Here is a 15,550-nt window from a genome sequence, read left to right as displayed (position 1 = left end):
TAAAGCACCTAATTTCACTAGATGTAAGATGAGTGATCATAGAGCAGAGGGCATTACGAAAGTCTTACACCCTCAACGGCTAGCATATACATCGATAAGGACCTGGCGTCTTGAAGCATCCATTCCCGATATTCATTTTCCGTTGTCACATATTGATGTTTAGTGATGTAACCGTCTTTTTCCATTTGCACGCCTCTGCTTGAAGCGGTATCCGCCCATATTCCGATTCTAGCGAGGAAATCCGGGTTTGTTCGATTCGTGACTTCGTGATGGGGAGTTACCGTGATGTTGTCAAGGCCAGCTGAATGAAATAGGTGAGGAAGCTGATCGGCAATCGCATTATCCATACCTGCATCGGAACGCCATTTCAAATATGCAGAGTAGAAAGAAAGCATACTGGAGGGGGGCTGTGGTTCCCAGCATATTTTCTCATGATTATAATCTGCGATCACAACACGTCCACCGATTTTTGCGGCCGATTTCATCCTGCTTAATGCTTGTAACGGTTCAGATAACCATACGAGAACACGAGCGGAGGTGACGATGTCAAACACTCCTTCATAAGGTATATTATAAATGTCCCCTGTTTCAAAAGCTATCCCCGGTGCATTCCCGTGAGCTTGACGGGCTTTATCGATCAGGTTTGGATTGCTATCCATACCTACAACACGCCCGGTTGGTCCTACTGCTTCTGCTATCCCGCGGGTAATTGCTCCGGTCCCACAACCAACGTCAAGTACTGTCATGCCAGTAGTGAGTATGTCTGCAAGCCTTTTATGAGAGTTTGTTAACGATCTGGCATCTAAAACGTTGGTCAGCTTTCCTGATAATTCCGCGCGATTATGAGCCATATGGATGTCCAACATGATCCCTCCTAGTAATGATGTAAAGATCTTATCGTTTAAAAGTCTATTGTTCAAATATATAATTAATATATATTTTATAGGTATTAACTATATAGATGCTGCTGCAAATTGGAACAAGTAAACAGCCAGCAATACGACACATGAGCATAAAGCAGCATTGCTACGAGAGAATTAGGCATGGTAAACTCATAGATAAAGCTAGATAAACACCGAACCAGGTGGGTTGAAGGTTTACAACAGGTTTGTTTTTCGGGTACGATGGGCGGAGAATGGGTTTGTGTTCGTTGGGAGTGAGGGAAGATTTGAAAACGTTAATTATAGCTGAAAAGCCCGATATGGGACGCAATATTGCAGCAGCCATTGATCCGAAGGCCAAAAACTTCAGGACCTATATCGAAGGTGAGCAGTATATCATTACATGGGCGATTGGGCACTTGATAGGACTTGCTGAACCTGATGCTTATGATGACAAGTATAAAAAATGGAATTTTAATGATCTTCCGATTATTCCGGATCATTTCAAGCTGATTCCGAATGCGAGGACGAAGGATCAATTAAAGCAGATCGGAGAACTCGCCAAACGAAGCGAAAAGCTTGTTAACGCATGTGACGCGGGGCGTGAGGGCCAGCATATTTTTTCGCTGATTCAACGGCACTTGAAGCTAAAGCAGCCGGTAAAGCGGCTGTGGATATCCGACCTGACTCCAGAGACGATTCGTAAAGGGTTTGCCGAATTGCGTGAGGGTGTTGAATACGAGAATTTGACCAAAGCAGCGCGGGTTCGCAGTGAAGCGGATTGGCTGATCGGAATGAACGGCTCAAGGGCTTTTACAACCAAGCATCAGGTGCTGTTGTCCGTCGGGCGGGTACAGACCCCGGTTTTGGCTATCCTGTATGACCGTCAAAAGGAGATCGAAGCGTTCAGCTCGAACAAGTTCTATGATGTTGAGGCTCTGTTCAAGCAACAAGAAACCGAGTATAAGGCGTTATGGCAGGGCGAACGGATTACCGATCCGGCTAAAGCCAATGCGATTGTTGAAAAGGTAAAAGGGAAAATGGGGACGATCACCAGCTATGAGGTCAAGGATACGAAGGAGTATCCGTTTAAGCTGTATGATTTGACGCTCTTGCAGCGGGAAGCGAATGCGAAGCTTGGTTTTTCCGCCAAAAAGACGCTGGATACGGCGCAGGCGCTGTATGAGAAGCATAAGGTGATCAGCTATCCGCGGACGAACTCCAACTATGTGACCGAGGCCAACATTCCCGAGATGTACAAGGCGCTGGACCAACTGAAGGGGACCTCTTATGGAGAGCTTGCCGAACAGGCAGACAAGCGTCTCGTGCATAAAAACAACAAAAGCATCTGCAACCCGGCCAAGGTGGAGGATCACCACGCGATTTTGCCAACGCATAAAAAGGCTGGCGGGTTATCGAATGACGAACAGCAGGTTTATGATTTGATTGTACGGAGATTTTTGGCACAGTTTTATCCTCCCGCGGAGTACAAAATCCACACGGTGTTAACCGAGGTAGAGCGGGAAATGTTTAAGAGTACGATCAAGCAGCTGCTTTCCTTGGGCTGGAAGGTCATTTATGCGGATCAAAAGAAGGGCAAGCCGATGTCTCGCGGCAAGGCAGACAAGACGGACGAGGATGAGGTCCCGGAGGAGGAGATCACAACCCCGTTCAGCTTGCAGGCAGCTGAAGCTGTAAAATGCGCAAAAATTGCAGCTAAGGAAAAAGAAACCCAGCCCCCTAAGGCGTATACAGAAGGAACACTGCTGAAGGCAATGGAAGGCGCAGGGAAGCAGATCGAGGATGAGGAGCTTCGGGATGCGATGAAGGATTCAGGTCTCGGAACCCCTGCTACGCGTGCTTCCGTTATTGAGCGGTTGAAGCAGGTGGACTACATCGTGATGCAGGGCAAACGGATCATTATCACGCAAAAGGGACGCACAGCGGTCGAGCTAATTCGTTCCGCAGGTGTGGATCTGCTGACTTCACCGGAGATGACGGGTCATTGGGAACGCAGGCTCAACGAAATTGCCCGCGGTGTCGCGTCTGACGAAGCTTTTATGGCGAACGTGAAGAAGTTCACAAACCTGATCATCGAGAAGGTTCGGGTGCAGTCGAAAGCAGCCAAGCAAGCTTTCGAAAGCGCGGCTGGTCCAGCGAGCGCAGGTGCAGCTGGAGGCGCGAAGCGGACGACACGCACGCGCAGCAGTGACGGCGGTGCGGAGGCGAGCGGCAGCGCAGGTGCGGCTGGAAGCGCGAAGAGGACGACACGCACGCGCAGCAGTGAAGGCGGTGCGGAGGCGAACGGCAGCGCAGGCGCGGCTGGAGGCGCGAAGCGGACGACGCGCACGCGCAGCAGCGAAGGCGGTGCGGAGGCGAGTGGAGGCGCAGGAGCGGCTGCAGGCGCGAAGCGGACGACGCGCACGCGCAGCGGCGATGGCGGTGCGGAGGCGAGTGGAGGCGCAGGAGCGGCTGCAGGCGCGAAGCGGACGACGCGCACGCGCAGCGGCGATGGCGGTGCGGAGGCGAGCGGAAGCGCAGGCGCGACTGCAGGTGCGAAGCGAACGACGCGCACGCACAGCAGCGAAGGCGGTGCGGAGGCGAACGGCAGCGCAGGTGCGGCTGGAGGTGCGAAGCGAACGACACGCACGCGCAGCAGCGAAGGCGGTGCGGAGGCGAGCGGCAGCGTAGCGACGGGCACGCAGCGCAGCCCGTCCGCAGCGACGCTGCGGACAGCCGCAAGCGAGCCCGCTCTGCCAAGCGCTGCGCAGGCCGCCGTGGCCCGCGGCAGCATAGCGGCCTGCCCGCGCAGCGGCTGCGCGGGGCGGATCATCGCCGGCAAGCGCGGCTATGGATGCACGGCATACAAAGCCGGCTGCGGCTTTGTACTCTGGAAGGACAGCTTAGGCACCTCGCTATCCGAAGCGGATGCCCGCTCTTTAATCGAGCGAGGGCATACAGCTCCAATTCGCAGAATCGATGAGAACGGCAATCAGACGGAAGCCAGATTGTATCTATCAGACACCAATACAGGACAGCTTGCATTAGAACCAACCATTACGATAAATCGGAGGTGAACGGTTAATTATGAAGGAAATACCGATTCCATATGTGCGTTCCAACCAGGTGGGTATAGTACTGTTCGTGCTGCTGGCGATCCTGCTGCAGCAGCCAATTTTGATTATTATTTTATGGGCCCTTCAAGTGATACCGATGGTATTGGGTCTGCGTGCAAACCTTTTTATTAAGATTGCCAAGCCCTTCTTGACCAACAAAATACAGGGAGCACAGACTGAATCGCAAGAGCTGCTTCGTTTTAATAACTCGATTGCGGTTGTGTTGTTATCGATTGCTGTCATTTGCTTTTGCTTCAGTTGGTCTTCTATCGCGGGTTATTTATTTGCTGCAATGGTTGGGATCGCGGCTTCCATTGCAATCTGCGGCTTTTGTATCGGCTGTTTTTTATATTATCAGTGGAAAAGCAGAACCCGATAACGGCTGTTCATATTCCGTATCATTCACATTTTAAAAAAAACCGAAAAGACGCTCCGTTTGCAGTTAAGTAACTGCAACGAAGCGTCTTTTTATGAATAAGATTCAACCTCGACTTGGCAAGGACTAGCGATTTCATTAGCTCGATTACTCGGAAATAACCACAGCTTCGGTGTATCCTTAAGCTTTGCTACGGAAAGTATGAACGGTTCGTTGGGGAATTGCCCGCTCTGAAGCAGCACGTTGCAGCCATCAACCTTCATAACCCCGATTTGCACATCCGCTCTTATGCTAGAGTCCTGAATGATCTTATAGTTATCGCTTATTGCAGCTGAAGCAGGATCAATTCTTTTTTGGAATTGCAGCAGCAGCTTATCCCGGCCTTGACGCTTAATTGCCATTAGTTTTGGTTTTTCATCGTACATATAGGCTCCAAGATGATATTCGTATGCAGTCCAGGTTCGGTAGCCGAGTGACTGACTGTGTGTCGAGAAGCTCTCCAGCCAGGCTCGACTGCGCCGCATAGGACGAAGGGAACCGATATCCGTTTGCACACTGAGGGGCAAATCAGGATGGATCGCCCGAATCCGTGCAGCAAATGGCTCATAATGCTTAATGTAATCAGCAGGCAGCCGCCAGCGCATCCAATCGGGCCAATGGGTTTGAATGACGTGGATATCAGGCTTGACATAAGAGATCATCGAAGCAGCATCAAGTCCATGAAATTCCCTGACCTTATCCACAGAGTCAGCCCCGGCATTGACACCAAGCGACCAGGTCGCGATTTGAATATCGGGCCGAGCCTCGCGAACGCCCCCTCGACCGTTAATTAATTCATGCAAAAAACGATTGACAGTCGCTACGCGAAATTCGATCCAGTCTCTGTAGTTAGAGGTGTTTCTTTTGTAATACAAGGGTGAGCTCTTTTGTTTGAAATCGGGAATTTCACTGCCATACTGCTGCTTGAACGCAGCTCTGGCATAAGGTCCGACATCGCCATACACCCCGCTCGCAATCCCGTTCCACTCTGGGAAATAAGGCTCCGCTATCTCCAATCCATCAAACTCATGGGCTTTTACCAAAGCAGCCATCGTCTGCTTTTTCCACTCCACATAACGGTAGCTGTGGGGAGAGAGGCGGAAATAACCATCATTCACCGGCTTCAGCAGTGTCATCTGCCAATCGGGCCAATCCTTCGGCAAATGATCCGTAATATAGGTTCCATTACCAAGCAGCGTAGCCCAAACCATCATACCTCGTGACCGAAGCAGCTCAACCAGCCTGCCGTTCACCTTATTTTCATCCGTTACAAAATAATGGACCGAGCGATATCCGGCCAACTCCAGCTCATCAACAATACTTTGTTCGGAACGGCCTGTATAGTAAGGGAAAACCGGATCAATTTGGATGGAGCGACCTTCCCATTTGTGCATCATAATTGCCCCTTTGGTTGACTATATTAAGAAGCTATTCCATTCCTTCTGCTTGCCTGGACTGTGCCGGGTTGTGATGTTCGTACCAAGCTTATTCGACAAGCTGAATGGATATGCCTGCTTCTATACTAACGCATACTGGTTGTAAGGGGCAAAGTGTTTAAGCGAGCTTTTGAGCTTCTGCTTTAAGCAGACTTTGCTGCAGAGCTTTTCGTCTTGAGTGTGAACGGGAAAGCCCAAGGGAGGCAACAGCGGTACCGGCAGCTACAGCAACACCCGCGGCTCCGATCCAGCTAATCGACGAAAGTGATGCTTTTTCCACGATGACGCCCCCAATTCCCGCACCTGCTGCCATTGCGAGCTGCAGCACCGAGCTGTTCAAGCTTAGCATAATACCTGATGCTTCCGGAGCAAGACTGATCAAATGGTACTGCTGCGTAGGACCGGAGGACCATGCTGCGAACGACCATAGCATAAGTAGAGGGAAGACAATAGCAGGGGAATGAGCGGCTAATGACAATAGGATAAGTGCCACGGCATGAAGAGTCATCCCACTGATCAAGGTACGAGGAACGCCCCATTTATCCGTACTGAAGCCTCCAAATTTGGAACCGATCAGGCTTGCGATCCCAAATGCGAACAATCCTGCGCTTACACCTTGCTCGCTCATTCCTGTTACGGTAAGCAGAAATGGAGAAATATACGTATAGGCAATGGCGTAGCCGGAAATCCAGAAGAACGTAATGGACAACGCGACGGCAATTCGTGGCTCTTTAAGCAGTGCCAGTTGTTTACGCAGAGGCACCGGCGCCTCGCCATCAGTTCGTGGAATTACATAAGCAATAATGAGTATGGCTAACAAACCGAGTACACCAATTCCCCCAAAGATCATTTTCCAATTATAGACCGATGCGACAACTCTACCTAACGGAACACCAATGATCAGCGAGGTGCTAAAACCCATAACGAGCGTGGCTATTGCGCTGCCCTGCTTCTCAGGCGGTGCCAATTTGGCTGCCACAGTCAATGCAGTAACGACGAACACTCCTGTACTCAGCGCCAAAATAATACGTGATCCAACCAGAAAATCAAATCCGGGTATGGCGACGGCGATTCCATTGCCAATAACGAATACCACCAGTGAATATAGCAGCAGCTTACGTCGTTCGACGCGGGCAGTGACGGCCATCAGAAAAGGTGTGCCAAACGCATACGCCAAAGAAAATACGGTGATAAGCTGGCCTGCAGCAGCTACTGATACTCCACTGTCTGCTGCCACTTTATCGAGAATGCCTGCAATAATAAACTCCGACGTTCCAACCAAAAAGCTGACAATAGCCAGCATGTAAATTTTCCATGTATTCGACATGACCCAAATGGCTCCTCTCACGATTCTAATATTTTTATATTTCTAGATATATAGAAATAACAAGCAAAAAAATTACTTAAGCAAATACGGGGCATACTTGTGTGCCATTTCGCGATTCACACTATAGAAGATATAAGTTCCATCCTTGCGAAGGTCCAATAAGCCGCATTCCGTTAATTGCTTCAGGTGATGAGACAGCGTGGAGCCAGCGACAGATTCCAGCTTGCTTCCAATATCAGAGCAGCACAGATTCTTTTCATCAGTAAGCATCATAGCGATTTTGAGTCGGGTTGGCTCTCCAAGCGCTTTGTATACTTTAACTGCTTGCCGTAGGTCTGCATGTTCTTCCATCATAATGATCGCACCCTTTTTTTGATTGTTATTTCTATATCCGTAGAAATTAAATTATCACAGCTTAACTCGAATGTAAATAGAAAAAAGAGTGAAGATAAAATTTAAGCTAAACATAATAGTAATAATTACAAATAATTGACTTTTGCAACAAATGAAGCTACAATTCTATCATATTGTCTGCGATAACAGCTGCAAATGCTTACGAAGCCAATTTTCTACGAAAATAAAGCGGATGCTTACGAAGTAAGTTTTCTACGAAAACTCTAAGGAGACTGATCATGATAAAAACAGTACCTGTACATATACTATCCGGTTTTTTGGGTAGCGGGAAAACAACCTTATTAACACAAGCATTAGATTACTACAGGCTGAGCGGGAAGAAACCGGCTGTGTTGATGAATGAGCTGGGGGATGTGAATTTGGACGGTATGCTTGTGGATGACGAGGTGCCCATGACAGAAATGCTGAGCGGATGCATCTGCTGCACGATACGTGGAGATCTCGGTATGGAGCTGAGAGAGTTGATCAGGGATCATACCCCCGATGTGATTTTCGTTGAATGTACTGGCGCGGCTAATCCTATTGAAATCCTGGATGGAGTTACGGATGCCTCGCTATTGACAGAGATGGAGCTGAAATCGCTCATTACGATAGTAGACGCAGCGCAGCTTCTTGAGCGGCACAGCAAAGGGCATGGCAAAACCTACAAGCTAATGCAGGATCAGATTCGCTGCGCTTCCGAGCTTATTTTGAATAAAACGGATTTAATCAGCTCGGCCGATCTCCTCACGCTGGAGCAGGCTATTCGTGAATGGAATCCGACAGCTCCCATGACGGCAACGATCCGCTGTCAAGTTGATTTGGGGATGTTTGATCGTTTGGATGGAACTGACGAGAAGATGGCAGCCGCGACTTCAGCAGCATCTATCGAGCATGACCATCATACTTCGTGCAGTGATCCCTCCCATGACCACAATCATCACGATGAGAGCTGCAGTCATACTGCACATACACATAGCGACGGGCAGGCTCATGAACATGAGGAGCATGCGCATCATCATTCTCACGATCACGTTATGGTATACACGCATTATTTTCAACAATCCATCGATAGTGAACAATTCGAAAGCCTGGTAAGCAAGCTGCCGGCTGAGATTTATCGGGCCAAAGGCATTTTACGCTTCTCCGATACATCAAGCCTGTTTTTGTTTCAATATGCATATCGGGAGATGGATTTTGTCAAAATTACTCCGAAGGAAGAGGTTCCAAGCGTAGCTGTATTCATTGGCGAGCATTTTTCCAAAACAAAGCTGGCAGCTGATTTAGCTGCATTGGAAAATATAGCAACTACTGAGAGTTGAGACATCCTGAGCCATCATATTGAATAAACAACGATTATCCATAAGAAACCGTTTCTCTTGCCGTGCATATATAGCAGAGAAGCGGTTTTTATTTGTGCACAAGAGGTGCTACTATCTTAAAAAAATTTCCAAAAACGCATTGACACCAATCTCTGACGATGCTAATATACTGAATATAAAACAGAGTAAACACATCGGAATTATATGTCGTCTACCGGACAACCGGAGCTATATAGTAATAATTTCGAAGCAAACCGGCGCATATCATAATAGACATTTTACATAGCGGCTGGTTTTACTATCCTGTCTAGTTAATTTATAAGATATATTGATACTCAGGGGAGAGATTAATTATGAACAAACATTGGGGTAAGCTTACGTTAATTAGCGCCATTTCGCTATCTTTATTGGGATTGACAGCATGCGGAGCAGCAGCTCCAACCACACCGGCAGCTCCAGCACCAGCAGGTGACAACAAATCGGCTGCAGTGACACCGGCGCCAACACCCAAACCACCCGTTGAAATTTTAAACGTCTCCTATGATCCGACTCGTGAACTTTACGCAGAATATAATAAAGCATTTTCCGATTACTGGGAAAAGAAAACTGGCCAAAAAGTAACGGTAAAAGCTTCACACGGTGGCTCAGGCAAGCAAGGACGTTCCGTTATCGATGGCTTGGCTGCCGATGTTGTCACATTGGCGCTTGCTTATGATATTGATGAAATTCAAGGAGCGGGCTTGATTCAAAAGGATTGGCAAAAAAAGCTGCAGCAAAACAGCACACCCTATACCTCAACCATTGTTTTCCTCGTGAAAAAGGGAAATCCGAAAGGGATCAAGGATTGGGATGATCTCATCAAGCCAGGTGTTGAAGTCATTACTCCTAACCCCAAAACGTCCGGAGGCGCACGCTGGAACTATATAGCAGCCTGGGGCTATGCGTACCAAAAGTTTAATAAAGATGAAGCCAAAACGAAGGACTTTGTTCAAGCTCTTTTCAAAAATGTGCCGGTCTTGGACTCAGGTGCTCGTGATGCCACAAATACATTTGTACAACGCGGCATTGGTGATGTATTGCTGGCATGGGAGAATGAAGCGTACCTTTCCATCAATGAATTTGGTAAAGACAAATACGAAATTATTACACCATCGCTTAGTGTATTGGCAGAGCCACCCGTAGCGGTTGTAGATAAAGTTGTCGACAAAAGAGGTACTCGTGAAGTGTCGCAAGCGTATCTGGAATACCTGTACACTGAAGAAGGCCAAAATATTGCAGCTAAAAACTACTACCGTCCTCGTTTGGAGTCCGTAGCGAAGAAATATGAAAACCAGTTTACGAAGGTAAAGCTGTTCACCATCGATGATGAGCCATTTGGCGGCTGGACCAAGACCCAGGCAACACACTTCGCAGATAAAGGTACATTTGACCAAATCTACAAACCATAAGTCATAAACGAGATTCATTCCACATGTGCGGTAATCTGCAGAGGTTCCGTATATGTGGGATGCTTACGATGTGGAGTTTCCCAAGGGAAACTCTTAAGTCAGAGGAGAGGAATCCATGGCAAGTAAATGGAAAGAACGAAGTGTATTGCCCGGATTCGGGTTATCAATGGGATTCACCGTGCTCTATTTAAGTCTGATTGTTTTATTCCCTTTGTCAGCGATTTTCATCAAAACCTCGGGTCTGTCCTGGATGCAGTTTTGGCAAACCATTAGTGATGCCAGAGTGGTTGCTTCCTACAAAATCAGCTTTGGGACTGCATTCGGGGCTGCAGTTATCAATACGATTTTTGGATTTATCGTTGCTTGGGTGCTGGTCAGATACTCGTTTCCTGGTAAACGCTTTGTCGATGCACTGGTGGACCTACCGTTTGCACTGCCAACAGCAGTAGCGGGGATAGCCCTGACGACGATATATTCGAAAAACGGCTGGATCGGCAGTATTCTGGAACCGCTCGGATTCAAGGTGGCTTATACACCGATAGGTATTATGATCGCTTTGACATTTATCGGTATCCCGTTTGTGGTTCGAACCCTGCAGCCAGTAATTGAGGAATTACAAAAGGAAACCGAGGAAGCTGCGGTCAGTCTAGGTGCCCATCGCTGGAAAACTTTTAGCAAGGTAATTTTTCCGGAGCTTCTGCCAGCCGCACTTACCGGATTTACATTGGCCTTTGCGCGTGCTGTCGGTGAATATGGCTCTGTCGTATTTATCTCGGGCAACATGCCGATGAAGACAGAGATTGCTCCACTTCTGATCATGACCAAGCTCGAGCAATATGATTATGCAGGTGCTACAGCCATTGCCCTCGTTATGCTGGTGATATCGTTCTTTTTGTTGCTGGTCATTAACTTCATCCAATGGCGGGCTAACCGCTTTAATGTAACTTAGAAGCAGGAGGAAACACCATGGCCGGATATGTGGCAACCGCAAAAGCAGGTTCGGTTACTCTGGACAGACCCAGACATATTACTGAACCGGCGGTCGTAAAATGGGTTTTAATTAGTATCGCATTGCTGTTTTTGGGACTTTTACTCGTACTGCCGTTAATTTCAGTATTCGTTGAAGCGTTTCGTAAAGGTGCTGAGGTATATTTCAAGGCACTTACGGACCCGGATGCGGCTTCAGCAATTCGTTTGACTTTAATGACTGCAGCAGTTGCAGTGCCTTTAAATTTGCTGTTTGGCTTGTCCGCGGCATGGGCAATTACCAAATTTAATTTTAAAGGTAAAAACCTGCTTATTACTTTGATTGATCTGCCTTTTGCCGTATCTCCAGTTATTTCGGGACTTATCTTTGTATTATTATTTGGCGCGAAAGGCTGGTTTGGTCCGTGGCTGGATGATCATGACATTAAAATTCTTTTTGCTCTACCGGGTATAGTTCTTGCTACCGTGTTTGTAACTTTTCCTTTTATCGCCCGCGAGCTGCTTCCGATCATGCAGGCTCAGGGAGTACAAGAGGAAGAAGCGGCGGTAACACTTGGAGCCAAGGGCTGGCGCATTTTTTGGAAGGTAACCCTGCCCAACATTAAATGGGGACTGCTGTACGGAATTATTTTGTGTAATGCGAGGGCGATGGGCGAATTTGGTGCGGTTTCGGTCGTGTCCGGTCATATCCGGGGATCTACGAATACGATGCCGCTGCATATCCAGATTCTCTACAACGAATACAATTCCGCAGGAGCTTTTGCGATGGCCTCTTTGCTGCTGTTATTGGCGGTGGTGACCCTTGCGGTTAAAAGCATCATCGAATGGAAATTTAATGGGAAACAGCAGATAGAAGGGGAGTAGGGGAGCATGCATATTGTAGCCAAACACTTGATGAAAAGCTTTGGCAGCTTTCAGGCCACCAAAGATGTCAGTTTTGAAATCGAAAAAGGCAAGCTGATTGGTTTGCTGGGACCCAGTGGCGGTGGCAAAACTACTGTTCTTCGAATGTTGGCTGGACTCGAAGATCCGGACTCGGGAGAAATCCTCTTTCATGGCAAAAAAGTCAACGATATTCCTCCGCAGCAGCGCGGAATCGGTCTTGTATTTCAAAACTATGCACTGTTCCGGCATATGAGTGTATATGATAATATCGCTTTTGGTTTAACGGTACAAAAACGCAGCAAGCAGCAGATCAAGGAGCGCGTTACGGAGCTGGTAGAGCTTACAGGCCTGAAGGGTCTTGAAAAACGCCTTCCTCATCAATTATCCGGAGGTCAGCGTCAACGGGTAGCTTTTGCCAGAGCGATTGCACCAGAGCCGCAGTTGCTGCTGCTGGATGAGCCGTTTGCCGCCATTGATGCCAAGGTTCGTAAGGAATTGCGGACATGGCTGAAAAGTATGATTAATCGGTTGGGTATAACGACGATTTTTGTCACACATGACCAGGAAGAAGCTGTTGAGGTTGCCGATCAGATTATGATTATTAACCAAGGCAGGTTGGAGCAGAAGGGGTCTCCGATAGAGATTTATCAGCATCCACAAACGCCATTTGTCGCTGGCTTCATCGGTGAATCGAATCAGGTGAGTGATATTCATCGCTTTAAAGGCTTCAACAACGTGGCAGTCAGCGAGACAAAAGCTACAATTCGGCCGGAATTTGTGGAAATTGGCTTTTTAGGTGAAATTTCAATTCCATCCGCAGCAGAAACCGGAATCGTCAACAATATTTATTTCCGCGGAACGAATTGGCAAGTTGAAGTAGAGGTTAACGGACAAATCCTGTTTGCTTATCGCTCCCTGGAGCTGGAAACGCTAAAGCCATCCGATTCTGTGCTTGTGTTGATACATCGTGTTTATTTATTTCATGAGCAAGAGCATCTGACAGTAGAAAATGCACTCAAAACGGATCCGATGCCGGTTCATATCTAAAATAAATCGGGCTTGGACGTTTGGTAAATGAGCAGTACGTGGAATACTAGTAGGAAGCTTGCACAAGCTTCGTTTACCAAACATCAGGGGGCTTAACACAGAAAGGAAGAGCAGCCATGGAGCATCATATTACAATAAGCAGTGACCAGGTGGAATTAGCGGCTACGCTGCACTATCCCCCATCTACTGGAGATAAGAATCCGATTATCATTATCGCACACGGTTTCGTAGGCAACCGAATTGGTGTGGATCGATTATTTCTAAAGGCCGCGAGAGAATTTAGCAAACAAGGATTTATGGTACTTCGCTTCGATTATGCAGGATGCGGTGAAAGCACAGGTAATTATGGTTCAAGTGATGTCGACGCTATGATTGCACAAACCCGACATGTCATAGACTATGTAATGCAAATCGGGTGTGTTGATCCGACACGTGTCATTATGCTTGGACATAGCTTGGGCGGTGCAATTTCGGTATTAACCGCAGCGAGAGACAAGAGAATCAAGTCACTTGTACTATGGTCCGCAGTAGCCTATCCTTTTAATGATATTATTAAAATTACAGGTAAAAAAGTGTATGAGGATGCGGTGCAATTCGGTAATGCGGATTATTTGGGTTATTCGTTTGAGCCGCAATTTTTTGAATCATTATCGAAACATCAGCCGTTTGAACAATCCAGGAAATTTAATGGGGATGTATTGCTGGTTCATGGTACGAATGATGAGGTCATACCGGTTGATTATTGCTTCCTGTATCAAAAGCTGTTCTGGATGAGATCTCAAGGACAATGCGATAAAGAAGTGATTTTTCAAGCAGATCATACGTATTCATCGCACCAGTCCTATACTCAGCTTCTATCGACAACACAAAACTGGTTAACTTCAATAGAAAAACAAAAAAGTGATTGGCATGATTGGACTATTTAATAGTTGCGCTTCAATTCCGACTATGCACATGTTATTAATATGAGTGGAGGTTATGATATGGCAAAACCGTTGGAAGTTGATGACATATGGACACAAAGGATACTTAATTCGGTGAATGGGTTGGAATATGGGACTGTGCAAATCGTGATTCACGATGGTAGAATAGTACAGATAGAAAGAACCGAGCGCAAACGCTTTGAAGCTGAAACCGGTACTCGTGATCGCGAGCATAGCGGAGTGAACAGACAGCAGATTCGCAAAAATAGCTGATCGGAATTATGGATAACGATTTATATAAAAGGAGTGATCTCAATGGCACGTATTGCAATTATTTCCGGTAGTCCTTCTGCCACTTCGCGTTTAGATGGAGTTCTTCAGTTTGTAAGCAAAGCAATTCTTGAGAAAGGGCTGGAGGTTCAATGGGTGAATGTACGGGACCTGCCGCCTGAGGATTTATTTTATACCCGCTTTGACAGTCCTGCGATCACGAATGCCAATCGGATAGTTGCCGAAGCCGATGCAGTCGTTGTTGCTTCTCCGATATATAAAGCATCTTATACAGGAGTATTAAAAAGCTTTCTGGACCTCATACCGCAAAAAGGCTTGGATGGGAAAGTGGTACTTCCGTTAGCTATTGGCGGTACGATAGCGCATCTGCTTGCCATTGATCATGCGTTCAAGCCCGTGTTATCTGCATTGGGTGCGCATCACATTTTGAACGGTGCATTTATATTAGATTCCCAGGTTATTCGAGCCGAGGACAACAGCTTTACTTTTGTTCAGGAAATTGAAGAGAGATTACAGGGTGTGGTGCAATCGTTCATTACCGAAACGGTATGGCGTAAAGAAAGAACAGATGCGAATGCCATTGAATCGGTTAATGAACTAACTGTATCTTAAGTAGACGGTCTTATCAGATCTATTTATGGAACGACAACCTATAACGAATTACCAGTCTTGTCTACCTGACATCGGGAGGCTTCAAGCTGCATTTATTGCAGGGCGAAGTCTCTATTTATTAGATTAGGAGGTGAATGACTATGAATGATGTGATAGTCCAAGACCATTCGGAATTGGAAGTAAGCGAGGCAGACGCCCTTCATTTGCCAGACATTCAGTTTGTCAATTATTGCTTTCAAACCTTTGGGCTTAATCGTGGTATTTATAACACGATTGATCAATGGCTTTATAGCACGGGTTATCGTGAGATTACATCAAGACGCAGTCAAACAATTAATTTCCTTAAGGATATTCAACAAAAGCATGGGAAAGACCAGAGCAGTATCCTTCGCTTCGGCAAGGGAGGCTTAACGAAGCAGTTGTATGATTTTATACATCTGCCCAAGCCGATTTTTATGTACAGCTAA

At 47.0% G+C, this 15,550-nt stretch carries 15 protein-coding genes; 11 read left to right on the top strand and 4 right to left on the bottom strand.

Going from position 1 to position 15,550, the window contains the following annotated elements; translation table 11 throughout:
* Positions 1-53: 53 nt before the first annotated feature.
* On the bottom strand, positions 54-863 hold the full coding sequence (locus NST47_RS22850) for a methyltransferase domain-containing protein (protein ID WP_341157193.1): 810 nt from the start codon (positions 861-863) through the stop codon (positions 54-56).
* Between the two features lie 305 nt (positions 864-1,168).
* On the opposite strand from NST47_RS22850, the gene NST47_RS22845 reads away from it, so the two are divergent.
* Entirely contained in the window at positions 1,169-3,958 is a 2,790-nt protein-coding gene (locus NST47_RS22845) for a type IA DNA topoisomerase (protein ID WP_341157192.1), read from the top strand.
* Between the two features lie 10 nt (positions 3,959-3,968).
* On the top strand, positions 3,969-4,376 hold the full coding sequence (locus NST47_RS22840; protein WP_240418631.1) for a DUF4395 domain-containing protein: 408 nt from the start codon (positions 3,969-3,971) through the stop codon (positions 4,374-4,376).
* Between the two features lie 89 nt (positions 4,377-4,465).
* On the opposite strand, the gene NST47_RS22835 is transcribed toward NST47_RS22840, so the two are convergent.
* From NST47_RS22835 to NST47_RS22825, 3 genes are all read right to left on the bottom strand, one after another.
* Entirely contained in the window at positions 4,466-5,806 is a 1,341-nt protein-coding gene (locus NST47_RS22835) for an N-acyl-D-glucosamine 2-epimerase (protein WP_341157191.1), read from the bottom strand.
* A 160-nt stretch (positions 5,807-5,966) separates the two neighbouring features.
* Positions 5,967-7,175 (bottom strand): MFS transporter, encoded by a 1,209-nt coding sequence (locus NST47_RS22830; RefSeq protein WP_341157190.1) that lies wholly within the window; start codon positions 7,173-7,175, stop codon positions 5,967-5,969.
* Between the two features lie 72 nt (positions 7,176-7,247).
* On the bottom strand, positions 7,248-7,529 hold the full coding sequence (locus tag NST47_RS22825; protein ID WP_341157189.1) for an ArsR/SmtB family transcription factor: 282 nt from the start codon (positions 7,527-7,529) through the stop codon (positions 7,248-7,250).
* 278 nt (positions 7,530-7,807) lie between these two features.
* Here NST47_RS22825 and NST47_RS22820 point away from each other — a divergent pair, with 278 nt between their 5' ends.
* From NST47_RS22820 to NST47_RS22780, 9 genes are all read left to right on the top strand, one after another.
* Positions 7,808-8,890 carry a CobW family GTP-binding protein gene (locus NST47_RS22820; RefSeq protein ID WP_341157188.1) on the top strand — a complete coding sequence of 361 codons (1,083 nt, stop codon included), beginning with the start codon at positions 7,808-7,810 and terminating at the stop codon, positions 8,888-8,890.
* 353 nt (positions 8,891-9,243) lie between these two features.
* A complete protein-coding gene (locus tag NST47_RS22815; RefSeq protein WP_341157187.1) occupies positions 9,244-10,338 on the top strand; it encodes a sulfate ABC transporter substrate-binding protein in 1,095 nt (364 codons plus the stop codon).
* 115 nt (positions 10,339-10,453) lie between these two features.
* Entirely contained in the window at positions 10,454-11,287 is an 834-nt protein-coding gene (cysT, locus tag NST47_RS22810) for a sulfate ABC transporter permease subunit CysT (protein WP_341157186.1), read from the top strand.
* Between the two features lie 17 nt (positions 11,288-11,304).
* The gene (gene cysW, locus NST47_RS22805) at positions 11,305-12,189 is read left to right on the top strand and encodes a sulfate ABC transporter permease subunit CysW (protein ID WP_341157185.1); all 885 of its coding nucleotides are present in this window, start codon (positions 11,305-11,307) and stop codon (positions 12,187-12,189) included.
* 6 nt (positions 12,190-12,195) lie between these two features.
* Positions 12,196-13,257 (top strand): sulfate/molybdate ABC transporter ATP-binding protein, encoded by a 1,062-nt coding sequence (locus tag NST47_RS22800; RefSeq protein WP_262688596.1) that lies wholly within the window; start codon positions 12,196-12,198, stop codon positions 13,255-13,257.
* 116 nt (positions 13,258-13,373) lie between these two features.
* Entirely contained in the window at positions 13,374-14,183 is an 810-nt protein-coding gene (locus tag NST47_RS22795; RefSeq protein ID WP_341157184.1) for an alpha/beta hydrolase family protein, read from the top strand.
* Positions 14,184-14,240: 57 nt separating this feature from the next.
* Positions 14,241-14,453, top strand: a complete 213-nt coding sequence (locus tag NST47_RS22790; RefSeq protein WP_341157183.1) for a YezD family protein — start codon at positions 14,241-14,243, stop codon at positions 14,451-14,453.
* A 42-nt stretch (positions 14,454-14,495) separates the two neighbouring features.
* Positions 14,496-15,083, top strand: a complete 588-nt coding sequence (gene ssuE / locus NST47_RS22785) for an NADPH-dependent FMN reductase (RefSeq protein ID WP_341157182.1) — start codon at positions 14,496-14,498, stop codon at positions 15,081-15,083.
* 140 nt (positions 15,084-15,223) lie between these two features.
* Positions 15,224-15,550 (top strand): hypothetical protein, encoded by a 327-nt coding sequence (locus tag NST47_RS22780; RefSeq protein WP_083689030.1) that lies wholly within the window; start codon positions 15,224-15,226, stop codon positions 15,548-15,550.

The organism is Paenibacillus sp. FSL H8-0034 (genome assembly GCF_038000305.1).
Taxonomy (GTDB): Bacteria; Bacillota; Bacilli; order Paenibacillales; family NBRC-103111; genus Paenibacillus_S.
This window is presented reverse-complemented; position numbering and strand designations above follow the sequence as displayed.